Origin of the sequence: Nocardia altamirensis NBRC 108246 (assembly GCF_001612685.1) — a bacterium.
GTDB lineage: Bacteria > Actinomycetota > Actinomycetes > Mycobacteriales > Mycobacteriaceae > Nocardia > Nocardia altamirensis.
Window position 1 is genome coordinate 1 of sequence record NZ_BDAY01000061.1, and the last position, 12,529, is coordinate 12,529.

Below are 12,529 nucleotides of genomic sequence, written 5' to 3' on the forward strand. Positions count from 1 at the left end.
CTCCGTACGGTTCACAGACGCTCTGGGCTCTGTGAACCGTACGGGAGGTCTGTGGGTCGCGGAGAGGGGGAACGGGCAGGTCGGTAAGTGGCGTTGGGGTTTTGCTTTGGGTTGTGTTGGATTGGGAGGCTTTGTGGCCCAACCAATCTGGATGATTGGGTGGGGACGGTGGAGGGCGCGATTCGCCGTGGGTGTGGGGGAGGGGGTTAGGAACTGCCGCCGCCGCAACTACTTCCGCCGCCGCCACAGCTACTGCCGCCGTCGGAACTGCTTCCGCCGTCGTTGCCCGATCCGTATTCGCCGGCCGACCACGTCTGGTCGCTGCTGCCCAGCCAGCCGCGGCGGCGTCTGCGTGGCCGTCCCGACCATTCGGTCAGCACATGGACGAACAAGAAAGGCCGCCACAGATTACGGCGACCACAATGAATACCTCGATCAGCGCCAGCACAAAAACAACGGTACTGGCGGATGGCGTCCGCGCCAGCCGGGGTTCGTTCAGTGAAACGAGTCCGCCGATTCTTGCGCGACCTCGCACCGGCTCCTGGACTTCGATTACTGACGCCCGGCGAACCGATCAGCGTCCGAGAATTGCTGAACTGGCGAAGGAGAGCCCGATGACGGCCGCGCGCGGTGTTGTCCGGCACCGTCGGCGGCCAGACTGCCATTGAGGCGCCACTGTGCAGGGATCGGTGCTGGCGGTCACAACGCTCGCGGCGTAGTCGGCACCGCGCCCGCGACACCGGTCGAAGGCTAACTGCACCCTCGCCTCTGCGAAGGTCGGGCACTCTATCGGCAAACACCGCTCTCAGCAAGAGGAGCTCGATGGGAAATCTCTGAGAATTATCCTCGTGCGGAAATCCCACAACGTCATTCGACATGCGGATTCCGCGTTCACCACTTAAAGGAGGTTGACCGCCCTCCGACCCGTCCGCACCATCGACCACGTAGCAAACCTTCAGCTAATGGACGTTTGCGACCGTGACCGCTGTCTATGACAGCCGAAGATCGACGGAGAGGGCAGATGAACATGCAGTTCAGTCGGCGCCGACTTCTTGGTGCGTCCACGCTGGTCCCGCTCGCGGCCGTAGGCGCGAGCCTGGCCGCAGCGCCGGCACAGGCCGGCCCGATACCGTTCCTTCCGGACATTCCGCTGCCGCCGCTTCCGGACATTCCGTTACCGCCCCCGCTGGCCCAGGTTGCCTCGGTGCCGGTGCTTCCACAGTTCGACCCAGCGCCGTGGATCCGGCAGGCCGCCTTGTTCACCTCGAAGACGTCCTACACCTTTACCTATGAGTTCCCGACCTTGCAGGGTGTTCCGGTCGCGTTCCTGGTTCCGCTGGATTCGTTCCCGACCATCGAGTGGCTGTTCACAGTGGTGGATTCGGTGGTCACCACCGCCATCGACATTGTCGGATCGTTGATACCGATGTTCAACGGTGAGATGACCGGCACGTTAGCCGACGGAAAACTGCAGTTGCTGGCCAAGCGGCAACAGCTCGAAGGCCTCCGCACCCGCTTCAAGGAACTGGGTAACGGCAAGTACCACCAGCTCGGCGACCGGCCGGGTGATGCCTACATCGATGCGCCGCCCGAGGACATGGCCCAGGCAACGATCATGCAGGCGGAGTTACTCGACCTCTTCCAGCAGGTGCAAACCGTCATCGGAAATCTTCGGCTGAATCTGCAGGAACTGCTTGCCGCGAACCAAGGTATCGGTGATTTCGGTACCAAGGATGGTTTGGCTCGCTACAACGCGATCTGGCAGACCGCGTCCATTCCCGACGTTGCCGACAATCTGCACGACGACGAGTTGTTCGCCTATATGCGCGTCGGCGGGTTCAACACGAACGTCATCGAGCGGGTGACGGATGCGCTCCCCGACAACTTCCCCGTCACTGCCGAGCAGTACCGGGAGGGCATCGGCGTCGCAGACGATCTGTCTCGTGCGATCGCCGAGGGGCGAGTGTTCCTTACCAATTACGCCGAACTCGGCAGGATGGCATCCGAACACGCGACATACAAAATCCTCACCGGAGACGGCTACAACTCCGCCCCGCTGGCCCTGTTCGCCCTCCCGCCCGGCGGCGGTCGGCTACAGCCCGTGGCGATCCAGTGCGGCCAGAATCCCGCTACCGCACCGATGTTCGTTCGTCCCAGGCCCGATGACCGAGACCGGTTCTGGGGCTGGCAGATGGCCAAGACCGTGGTGCAGACCGCGGACTTCAACCATCACGAAATGCTCGCCCATCTCGGCCGAGGACACCTGATCTCCGAAGCGCTCACCGTCGCGACGCATCGCACGTTGGCGCCGAACCACCCGCTCGGCATGCTGCTGATGCCGCATTTCGAAGGAGACATCTGGGTCAACCTGCTTGCGGCGACAGTGATTATCGCGCCGAACACCTTCGGGGATTTGATTCTGGCCCCGCAACTCGGCGACATTGTCAGCACCATCATCGAGGATCGCAAGACCTGGGACTTCTACGAGCGGATGCCGCATCGTGACTTCGCCAGGCGTGGCGTTGACAACGCGGCAGTGCTGAAGGACTTTCCCTACCGTGACGATTCCTTGCTGATCTGGGACGCCATCGAAGAATGGGTCGGCGACTATCTACGCGTCTACTACCAGAACGACGGCGACGTGCAAGGCGATACCGAACTCGCCGCGTGGTGCGCGGAAATCGCCACTGCGGGAAGGATCACCGGGTTCCGGCCGATCACCTCGGTCGACCAGCTCGTCGAGGTGGCGACGATGATCGTGTACACCACGAGCGCGTACCACGCGTCGGTCAATTTCCCGCAGTCCGGTCTGATGGCGTACACCCCGTTCGTCTCGGGCATGACGGCGGCACCCGCGCCGGTGCACACCACGGGGCACACCGAGGCGGATTGGATCAAGATGCTGCCGTGCATGCTCACGACGCTGGCGCAGTTCTTCTTTCTGCACCAGCTCGGTGACATCTACTATCGGCCGCTCGGTGACTACCGCACCAATACCTTTCCGTTCCCACCGGTTTTCGGCGATCCGCGCATTACCGGACCAGGCGGCCCGCTCGAACGGTTCCGCGCGAATCTGCGCAAGGCCGAGGACGAGATCAAGCGGCGAAACCCGAATCGCTTTCAGCCGTACGAGTTCCTGCTGCCGAGCAACATCCCGACCAGCACCAACGTCTGAGCCATCGAGCGCGAAAACCCTTGCCCCTTCTCATGATTAGGACCACCGCAGTGCGCATACCAAGGCTTGGCAGCATCGGCCGGATCAGCATCGCTACCGCTCTCATCGGCGCCGCGATGCTGACGGCCGCGCCTGCGGCAACGGCCACCGAATCGGGGCCGCCCGGTCAATTGTTCATTCCCGAGGTCGACAACGACACGGTCGCGGTGATGGACACCGCAACCGAAACGATCAACCACCGGTTCCCGATCAAGGCGCCGATCGGACTGTCGCACCCCGCGGTGCTTGCGAAGACTCCGGACGGCGCCAAGGTGTATACGGACAATTTCAGCTTGGTGTCCCCGCCGACGATCGGAATCATCGACCGCCGCAACGGAACCAGTCGGACCATGCCGATCGAATCGGTGGCACTCGGCATCTTCACCTCGGCCGACGGCAACGAAATCTACATTCCGGAAATGGGATTCGTCATCGAGGTGCTCGATGTCGCCACGGACACCATCGTGCGGCGGTTCCGCTTCGCGGATATCCCCGCCGGTGCGTTTCCCGGGCCGGACGGCCTGATATACGTCGGCTTCGTCAGCGGCCTGATCGGGGCCTACGACCCGCAGACCGGTGCGGTGGTCAAACCGCCGATCTGGAGTGGTGGGCTTGCGCCGTTCTGGTACAGCTTCACCAAGGACGGTGCCAAGTTGTACACCGACACCGTCAACCAGATCGGTGTCATCGACGTAAAGCGTTGGGCCCTGGACAAAGTCATCACCACCAGCGGCGACGGAAACTACAGCCCCCTGAATCCCGGTGCCTTCACCTCGGATATCTCACCTGACGGCCGCAAGCTGTACGTCACGCGGTTCGGCGGCGACGGGGTGCTCGTCTTCGACACCGCTGACGACAGGTTGCTCGGCACCATTCCGACGGAGGGCGACGTCATCGGAATGACGTTCAGCGGGGACGGTTCTCGCGGTTACATCGCCGATTCCGGGCGCACGTCGCGGAACCTCCCCGGCCCGCCCGGCGAGTCCATCACCTTCATGAACCTGATCACCATCGGCGCATTGGGGCCGGGACGCATCATCACCTTCGATCCCGCCACCGACAAAGTCGTCTCGACCGTGCCGACCGCGGCCGGTCCGGGGATCCCGGTGTGGTTGCCGAGCATCTGATGATCAGCTTTCTTCGAACGAGGATGATCGTCCCGCTGGTGATTGCGGCGATCGGCATTACCGCTGTGCCGGTGCACAGTTCGGCGAATCCGTCGATTCCCGGCAGCACCAGCGGCATCGACGGTCCGATCTGGATTCCGAACTACGGCACGGGATCGGTTTTCGCGATCGACGCGGCGACTATGGCTGTGCAGACCGAGATTCCGCACGTCGGCGATCACTCGATGGTGATCAAGGAGGTGCCGGATCACTCGCGGTTGTTCGTCGGCAATTTCGGTCCGTTCAACTGGAACGTCTCGGTGATCGACGTCGCGACGCAGACGGTGATCAAGCGAATTCCCACGATCGGCCCGGCGTACGCAGTGATCCAGATGTCGCACGACGGGCGCTATGTTTTCGTTCCGACGGGGCTGTCAGTGGTCAGCGTCATCGATACCCAGACGCTGGATGTGGTTCGGACGCTGCCGGTCCTGCTTCCGCCAGGACCGTCGCACATGGAGCTTTCTGCCGACGATTCCACGATGTACGTGTTCTCTCCCGCCACCGCGACCGCGTACGACGCCCACACCGGCGCAGTGCTCGCACCGCCAATCGTCCTCAACGGATTTATGCCAGGGTGGGGAGCCATCAGTGCCGACGGTGATCTGCTCTACGCGGTGAACTTCTGGTCCGGCATCACGATTGTCGATACCCGCAGTTGGTCGGTGGTGCGGACGATCCTCCTTCCGGTCGACGGTGGGCCCATTTCGGCGACGTTGACGCCCGACGGATCTACTTTGTGGGTCTGCGATTACATGGGCAAGGAAATGTATGTCCTGAATGCGCGAACGGGCGAGATCTTGCGGCGGATACCGACTCCCGACCGGAATCCGGTATACGTCGGCTTCTCATCGGATGGGGCGACGGCGTACGTCACCCTTGTCTCCGAGGGTGTTCCGCTGCCGTACTGGACTCCGTTGACGGGTCAATACACGACGTCCTTCGAAGCGTATTGGGCAAAACTGTTGCAGCTGGACACGTTTCTCGTTGCGTATGACACCGAGCAGGCCACGCCGGGACGGGAGATGACAGTCAAGGGTGCGTTCGTCGCCGGCGTGTATCCGGGATGAGTTGTCGCCCTTAGGGTGCCGAGCCGAGTGCGCTCCCGACCCCATCCCTGAGGGTCGGGAGCGCAGCCGCTTCAGCCGGGGAAAACACCCGCGAAGAATGCGCCCTTGACGGTCAGCTTCGGTCCCGGTTCACCACTGTCGACGTTGTAGGCGATCAGTGAGGTGTCGAGATTCAGCTGTTCGGCGATCATTTGCTGGAACGGATCCGTCAGCGGGCTCCAGAACCCGAGTTTCAATCCGTCCGAGACGACGGTGACGTAGGCGGTGCGCCCGTCCGGGGAGAAGCCGGCGTACACCGGGAAACTCGGGGTTGCTATTCGATTCAGAATGTCGCCGGTTTGTGCGTCCAGCACCAGGATTTCCTTGGTGTAGTAGTCGCACACCCACAGCCGGGATCCGTCGGGGGTCAGCGTCCCCGAAATCGGTTCGGCGTCGAACGGCAGCGAAATGGTGCGGGTCACCGACCAGCTCTTCGTGTCGATGATGGTGACACCGGAATGGGTGTTCACCGCATAAATCGTGTCGCCGGACAGACTCATCGCACCCCACCCGGGGACCAGGCCGTTGAGGAAGATGGGTGGTGCGAGCATCGCGCCCGTATTCGCGTCGTACTTCGTTGCCTGGCCGCTGGCGGTCAGCGCGTACAACACTGAGTCGTCGGGCGCGATCTCCACGTGTACGGGCAGCGGTGGCAAGACGATCGGCAGCGTGCGCGCCAGCTGCAAGGTGTGGGTGTCGAACACGTCGATCACCGACAGTGACGTCGGAACGTACAGATAGCGGCCGTCGTGGGACAGCTGGATCACCTCGTATGCCGCGCCGATCGTCGGGATCCGCGCGATGACCGAGCGCGTCGCAGTGTCGATCACCGAGACATTCCAGGTCAACGGGCCGAAGTTGCCGACGAACAGGCGTGAGTGGTCCGGCAGCTCCTTGATCACCATCGGGTGATCGCCCACGTTCGGAATCTCCGACACCAGCTGCATCGTCGCTGGGTCGATCGCTGCGACCGCACCGGTCCCGAAATTGGGCACCCAGATCGGCCCGTCCGGACCGCTGGCACTGCCAGGTATGGCAGGGTTCGCGGCACCGTTGATCGGGCTCATCATGCCGATCGCGACCAACAGGCACATGACGGCTTTCGCCGCTACAGCAAACCTGCTCGAGCTCCCTGCTTTCTGATTGTTCCCGACCTTGTATGGCATGTGGCTAACGATCAGCAATGGGAGGGGTGCCGGTCAACGGTCCGCACGCCGTGACCAGGCAAAACTCCCGCTCAGTGGTGCCTTGGGGTTATCCGCTTGCGGACTTTCGATACCCGAATGATGCGCCGGGCCTCTTGACTCGCGGTGGAGGTGTTGATCTCGTGTGTTGTCGATCCTCGCCACGCTGGTCGGCGCGATTGGTCGCCATCCGGCGGGCGCCACCATCCCCGTCGATGTCGGTCCGTGGACTACTGGGGTCGGGGGAGTGCGCGGGGTTCGTCATCCTGTACGGGACGGCAATCGGCACGGTGTCCTGTGGGTGTTCTGGTTGCTCTTTGTTGCTGCCGTCCAGCTCGCTTCGCGGGTGCGCTGACCCTGCACGGTGATGGGCGAGCACGTGGCCGGGGGTGCGCGTGCCTGCGGCATGGTCGCTGCCACCGTGGGCTGCCAACGGACTGCCAACCCGTCCTTGCTGCGGGTTCTGGCGGCTCGAGTATCGATATGGTGTTGCTATTCAACAGGTTTCAGCAAGAGGGGTGCAGACGATGGTCATTCGAGTTGTGCTGTCCGTCGCGGCGGCGATCGCCGCGTCCGCGTTCGTGTTCGCCGGGGAATCCGCTGCCGGGACGAACTGTACGTCGAACCCGGGGTGGGGTCAGTGGAGCTGCCGCGAGGCGGACGTGGCGACGGCCTACTGCATCAAGGAAGCCAAGCTGTGGACCCCGCCGGGTAAGTGCGTCGAGATCGGTGGTGGCCGCTCCGATCTGTGGCTGCAGAAGGTGCGCTGATCACGGCGGCAATGATCCGCGCGCGATCGCACGCGGATCGTTGCCACCTGTGGCGCTGTTCGTCCGATGTGCCGAGGCTCAGTGCACCACGACGGATGCCGAGGAACCCGATCGCATGACGGAGTCGATGTGGATCTGGCGTGCGATGAACTGTCCGCACTCGACCGTCGCGGGGATTCCCGTGAGGTGCAGCGAGTTTCCGTCCGGTAGCCCCGCGTAGTAGAGCCCTGGCAATGCGCCGAGCATGCCCTTGTGCTGGATCGGCGCGCCGTGCTCGTCGAGCGCCCGCTTCGGCAGGAAGTAATAGTCCGGCCCGAAGCCGGTGCACCAGATGATCGAGGTGATGTCGTGGTGCGCCAGGTCGAGCTTGTCTCCGAAGTTGGCTATGTGCTTCATGTTCACCTCGAGCGGTGGGTGCTGCTCCGGTGCCACGAACCCGCGCTGGCGAATTCCGGCATCGATCTTCTGCAGAATCGCGCGCAGCGATCGAGCCGAGTCCGCCGCGATGGCGACGACGTTGTCGTCCACCGAGAGGATGCTGCCGTCAGCTGCACGCGCGGAACCGACCAGGACTACGCCCTTTTCGGCCAGCGTGCCGAGGTTGAGGGCCGCGTTGCGGTTCGTCACGGCGGTCACCGGCAGGCCGGGCAACTTGGTCGGCGTACCGCCCTCGACCTGGGTGGTCTCCGCCGTCACAAAATCCTCGTACAGGGAGAATATGTACATCCAATCGTGCACTCCGCGGCCACGATAGCGATGCGGAAAGACGCGGTGGCGACCGACCGAAAGGAACACGCTGCGTCCGACATCCGCGAGTTCGTCCGCGATCTGTTGTCCGCTGATGCCTGCGCCCACCACCAGAACGGCACCGTCCGGCAATGATCCGGGATTGCGGTAATCGCGCGAATGCACCTGCTGGACGCTCGGATCGATAGCGGCCGCAAAGTCCGGTACCCGAGGGTTCGCATAGCCGCCCACCGCGGCGACGAGATTGCGCGACGTGAGGACGACGCCGCTCGACAGCTGTGTCCGGAACCTGACATCGTCGCCATCCGCCGCATCCGGCGGACACTCGACCGCTTGAACCTCGGTGTGCTGCAACACCCGAAGCTGTCGTTCCTCGGCGTAGCGACGCAGATGCCCGGCCAGTTCTCGCCCCGACATGGTGCCGTCGGGGTCGGTGCCGTCGTACTCCCATCCGGGAAACTGAATCGTGCGGTTGCCGCTGCCGACGAGCAAGCTGTCCCAGCGCTGATGCGCCCAGGCGTGGCCGACCTCGGCCCGCTCGACGACCACCGCCGCATGGCCGATGTCTTGCAGCGACGCGGCCACCCCGCACCCCTGCTGGCCGGCGCCGATGATGACGGTTTCGGAGTATTCGGTGTTCACCAGATATACCTTTCTGTCGCACGTGCGGTGGCAGTCATCGCCGTCCCGCGTTCTTCGTTAGGCTTGCCTTACCAAATCATTTGAAGTCGACTAGAGATCAAGACCTACGACGACAAAGAACGGCGGGGTGCGATGAGCGACACTCGAGCGGTGGCCGGTCAGCCGGGCGACTTGGTCGGAATCGGTACGGCAGCACGGCGATTCGGCGTCGCGGAATCAGCGCTGCGTTACTGGGAGCAGCGCGGCCTGCTGCGCCCGGCGCTACGCAAGTCCCGCTGGCGCCTCTACGGTCGCGACGAATTGCACCGGATCGGCCTGATCCGGATGTGGCGTGAAACCGGCCTGATGACCCTCGACGAGATCGGCACGGTCCTCGGTGCCCGCAATCACGAATGGCGGCAAGCGGTTCTCGGACGGCTGGACGAGATCGAACAAGAGCAGCAACGGCTTGCGACCGCGAAGGCGTTGCTCGAGCACTTGCTGACCTGCCCGGATGCCAACCCCGCCGAAGAGTGTCCGTACCTGCGCGCGATGACCGCCACCGCGGAGTGACTACTTGGCGTCCCCGTAGCACTCGACGATCGCGGTGGTGCACGGGAACCGGACCGGTGTCGGTCCGAAGGTGAGCGTGCCCGCGGTCGCGGCCGCCGCGGTGATCGCTTCGGCGACCGTCGCGGCCTCCTCCGCCGGACAGTGCACGATGACCTCGTCGTGCTGGAAGAAGACCAGTTCGGCGCGGAGCCCGGCCTGGGCCATCGCCTGCCGCAGGCCGGCCAGGACCAGCAGCGCCCAGTCGGCGGCACTGCCCTGCACCACGAAGTTGCGGGTGAACCGGCCGCGCGCACGTGCGGCGGAGGTGCTGCCGTAGCGGGGGGAACCCTCGTCGTCCTGATCCTCGTCGAGCGATGCGGCGCTCAGCGGCGGACAGGTGCGGCCCAGCCACGTGCGCACCAATCGGCCCTCCTCGCCGGCGCGCGCCGCGTCATCGACATACGCCACCGCGGCCGGATAACGCCGGCGAAGCTCGGCCATGTGCGTGAGCGCATCACCGGACGTCTGCCCGTAAATAGCGCCGAGCAGAGCGATTTTCGCCTGCGCACGATCGCCGCCGAAGGCGCGGGCAGCCAGATCCGCATACAGATCGTCGCCGCGCCCGGCCACCTCCATCAGGCCGGGATCGCGCGAGATCGCGGCAAGCACACGCGGTTCCATTTGATCGGCATCGGCAACCACCAGCGTCCATCCCGGGTCCGCCCGGATCGCCTGCCGAATCACCTTCGGAATCTGCAGGGCGCCACCGCCATTGGCGGTCCAGCGGCCCGAAACCGTTCCGCCGGGCAAATATTCGGGACGAAACCGCCCGTCGTGCACCCACTGCTCGAGCCACGACCAGCCGTGCGCGGTGTACAAGCGGTAGAGCGACTTGTATGCCAGCAGTGGTTCCACCGCAGGGTGATCGATCTGCTGCAACTCCCACTTCCTGGTGGAGGACAACAGAATTCCCGCACGCCCGAAAGCCTTGATGATCTCGTTCGGCAGATCCGGCCGAACCCGGACGCCATGCCCGAACGCCTGCGACACCTCATCGGCCAACTCCACCATCCGCCGCGGTTCCATGCTGCCTGCAAATCGCTCACCCAGCATCGTGTCCAGCAGCTCGCGATGAACATCCGCACGCCAAGGAATTCCGGCCCGCGACATCTCCGTCGCCACCAACATCCCCGCCGACTCGGCGGCCAGCAGCAATCGCATCCGCTCCGGATGCTCGGCTTTCTCCGTCCGCGCCAACTGCCCCGCGTAGACCTCGAGCAGCGCCGTGAACTCGTCGGTCCCCGCAGGCAACGGCACCGGCCCCGACTCGAACAGCGACGGCTGGGTCTCCGCGGCCCGCACCGGCGCATCCGGCGGAACAGGCAACTTGTGCAGCCGCGCCCAGGCTGCCGCCAACGACCGAGCCTGCCCCGACTGCCCCTCCTCGTGCCCGATCAGCAGCGCCTCCGCCGCCTGCACGTCATAACACCGCTCGACCCGCACCCCGCCAGCCAACAGCCCCCGATAAATCTCCGCGGTAGACCGCCACACCCACCGCTCGACCTCCGGCCGCGCCCGCACCGCCTCAACCAACGACGGCTCCGACACCACCGCCCCCGCCACCCGCCCGTCCCGATCAAGCGGACAAAGACGCGCACCCCCACCCTCGGTCTCCATCACCGCCCATCGCATGCCCAGAGTCTCGCACCGCCCACCGACACCAACCCCGAACTGTCCGGACGTGCGCGCCGAACGCTGATAAGCGCGAACATCCAAGGCAAGTTCCGAAGCGATATAGGGTGCCGATTCGACGGGCTCGTACTCGGGACCGCTAGTACCGCATATTCTGCATTTGAACAACTGCTCGACCTCTCGATGACCGTAGGAGGCTGCTATGCAGGCCGGATCCGTTGATGCTCCGGATGGTGGCAGCGTGCTGTCCGGTGAGCCGGTGGTGGCGCGACTTCGCGTGCAAGCTGCTACGCTGACCGGCGAGTTTCATCTGGATTCGCCGCCGTACCACCTGCTGCCGCAGTCGTTGATGGCTGCGGATTTCGTGCCGAGCGCCACCTTGAACGTCGAGCTGTTCTTCGGCTATTTGGGCAGCGGCGTCGAGCCGACGCCGGACCAGACGCAGCCGTTGGTCGATCGCGCGATTCGGCTGGTACACGACGGAATGCCACTGACGGAGGCGTTGGAGAACTACCGGATCGGCGTGAGCTTCTTCTGGTCGCGATTGCTGCCGCTGATCAGCGACGAGGATCGGCTGCGGCTGCCTGAGCTCGGCGTTCGCCTGGCCGAGTACGTCACGCTGGTGATGTCGCGGATCTCCGCCGCGCTGGTCGCGGACGCCCAGCAACCGGGGTGGGATCTGCTTGAACGGCAGCGGGAGATCTCCGACGCGCTGCTGGCAGGCCGGGACCCGCGGAGCTTGGCACACGGTCTCGAAATCGTCGTCGCCGACGCGTATTTCGTCGTGGTGATCCGCCTCGGCGAACTCGCGCCGGGCACCCTCACCACACTGCGCAGCCGCATCATCGAGCAGCCCGGCGCGCTGATCCGCCGGGACAGCGACGGCTGGGTCGCGCTGATCCCGGCGACGCAGGACGACACACCACCGGCGTCCTGGGTGTCGAGCCGTTTCGGTTTCGGTGGCGACCGCGCACATCCGCAACTCTGGATCGGAGTTGCCGCAGCCACCACGCATGCGGCCGTCCCCGCCGCCTACGAGGAGGCGCGGACGGTCGCCGAGGTGGCCCGCAGCGCGCAGCTCGACGCCGTCGTCTCTCATCGCGACGACATGGTGCTCGACTATGCGGTCGCCACCTCAGGCCCGGCTCGCAAAGTTCTCGCGGATGTGCTCATTCCCCTTGCGGCACAACCGATCCTGATGCACACACTCGATGTGTTCATCGACAACCAGTTCAACCTCAACACGGTGGCGAGCCTGCTGTACATCCACCGCAACACCGTGACCTACCGGCTCGGCCGCATCGCGGAGCTCACCGGCTTCGATCCGCAACAGCCCGCTGGCATCGCCACGTTGCTCGCCGCGCGCACCGCGCAGCGATTGGAGAGCCGGCCAGGCGACCGACTGTGATTTACACAAAAGGGGTCCGCAAAGTCGAGGTATTTGCCAGGTGATTGCGACGGCCCGCTCTGGAAC

Annotated in this window: 9 protein-coding genes; 6 read left to right on the forward strand and 3 right to left on the reverse strand. The window is 64.5% G+C overall.

Annotated features, from left to right (window positions below):
• Positions 1 to 1,021 precede the first annotated feature (1,021 nt).
• Genes NA11_RS28995 through NA11_RS45885 form a run of 3 tightly spaced genes read left to right on the forward strand, consistent with a single transcriptional unit; the run spans position 1,022 to position 5,450 of the window.
• Positions 1,022 to 3,175, forward strand: a complete 2,154-nt coding sequence (locus NA11_RS28995; protein WP_167837757.1) for a lipoxygenase family protein — start codon at positions 1,022 to 1,024, stop codon at positions 3,173 to 3,175.
• A gap of 50 nt (positions 3,176 to 3,225) precedes the next feature.
• On the forward strand, positions 3,226 to 4,341 hold the full coding sequence (locus NA11_RS29000; protein WP_141717905.1) for a YncE family protein: 1,116 nt from the start codon (positions 3,226 to 3,228) through the stop codon (positions 4,339 to 4,341).
• Positions 4,323 to 5,450, forward strand: a complete 1,128-nt coding sequence (locus NA11_RS45885; RefSeq protein ID WP_069165208.1) for a beta-propeller fold lactonase family protein — start codon at positions 4,323 to 4,325, stop codon at positions 5,448 to 5,450. The genes NA11_RS29000 and NA11_RS45885 overlap by 19 nt, the downstream gene beginning before the upstream one ends.
• Positions 5,451 to 5,521: 71 nt before the next feature.
• Here the strand turns inward: NA11_RS45885 and NA11_RS29010 are convergent, their stop codons facing one another.
• Positions 5,522 to 6,655 (reverse strand): cytochrome D1 domain-containing protein, encoded by a 1,134-nt coding sequence (locus tag NA11_RS29010; RefSeq protein ID WP_141717906.1) that lies wholly within the window; start codon positions 6,653 to 6,655, stop codon positions 5,522 to 5,524.
• A 545-nt stretch (positions 6,656 to 7,200) separates the two neighbouring features.
• Here NA11_RS29010 and NA11_RS29020 point away from each other — a divergent pair.
• Positions 7,201 to 7,443, forward strand: a complete 243-nt coding sequence (locus NA11_RS29020; protein WP_069165267.1) for a hypothetical protein — start codon at positions 7,201 to 7,203, stop codon at positions 7,441 to 7,443.
• Between the two features lie 78 nt (positions 7,444 to 7,521).
• Here NA11_RS29020 and NA11_RS29025 read toward each other — a convergent pair whose 3' ends face one another.
• Entirely contained in the window at positions 7,522 to 8,832 is a 1,311-nt protein-coding gene (locus NA11_RS29025) for a flavin-containing monooxygenase (protein ID WP_069165211.1), read from the reverse strand.
• Between the two features lie 132 nt (positions 8,833 to 8,964).
• Between NA11_RS29025 and NA11_RS29030 the strand changes: the two genes are divergently transcribed.
• Positions 8,965 to 9,384 (forward strand): MerR family transcriptional regulator, encoded by a 420-nt coding sequence (locus tag NA11_RS29030; RefSeq protein WP_069165212.1) that lies wholly within the window; start codon positions 8,965 to 8,967, stop codon positions 9,382 to 9,384.
• Here NA11_RS29030 and NA11_RS29035 read toward each other — a convergent pair whose 3' ends face one another.
• Positions 9,385 to 11,055: a bifunctional 3'-5' exonuclease/DNA polymerase gene (locus NA11_RS29035; RefSeq protein WP_069165213.1), complete on the reverse strand. Its 1,671-nt coding sequence runs from the start codon at positions 11,053 to 11,055 to the stop codon at positions 9,385 to 9,387.
• Between the two features lie 202 nt (positions 11,056 to 11,257).
• On the opposite strand from NA11_RS29035, the gene NA11_RS29040 reads away from it, so the two are divergent.
• On the forward strand, positions 11,258 to 12,463 hold the full coding sequence (locus NA11_RS29040; RefSeq protein WP_069165214.1) for a PucR family transcriptional regulator: 1,206 nt from the start codon (positions 11,258 to 11,260) through the stop codon (positions 12,461 to 12,463).
• Positions 12,464 to 12,529: the final 66 nt, after the last annotated feature.

Coding starts and splice junctions, on each gene's coding strand:
- NA11_RS29035 (WP_069165213.1), bottom strand. CDS start 11,055: ATGCGATGGGCGGTGATGGAGACCGAGGGTGGGGGTGCGCGTCTTTGT.
- NA11_RS29030 (WP_069165212.1), top strand. CDS start 8,965: ATGAGCGACACTCGAGCGGTGGCCGGTCAGCCGGGCGACTTGGTCGGA.
- NA11_RS29020 (WP_069165267.1), top strand. CDS start 7,201: ATGGTCATTCGAGTTGTGCTGTCCGTCGCGGCGGCGATCGCCGCGTCC.
- NA11_RS28995 (WP_167837757.1), top strand. CDS start 1,022: ATGAACATGCAGTTCAGTCGGCGCCGACTTCTTGGTGCGTCCACGCTG.
- NA11_RS29040 (WP_069165214.1), top strand. CDS start 11,258: ATGCAGGCCGGATCCGTTGATGCTCCGGATGGTGGCAGCGTGCTGTCC.
- NA11_RS29010 (WP_141717906.1), bottom strand. CDS start 6,655: ATGCCATACAAGGTCGGGAACAATCAGAAAGCAGGGAGCTCGAGCAGG.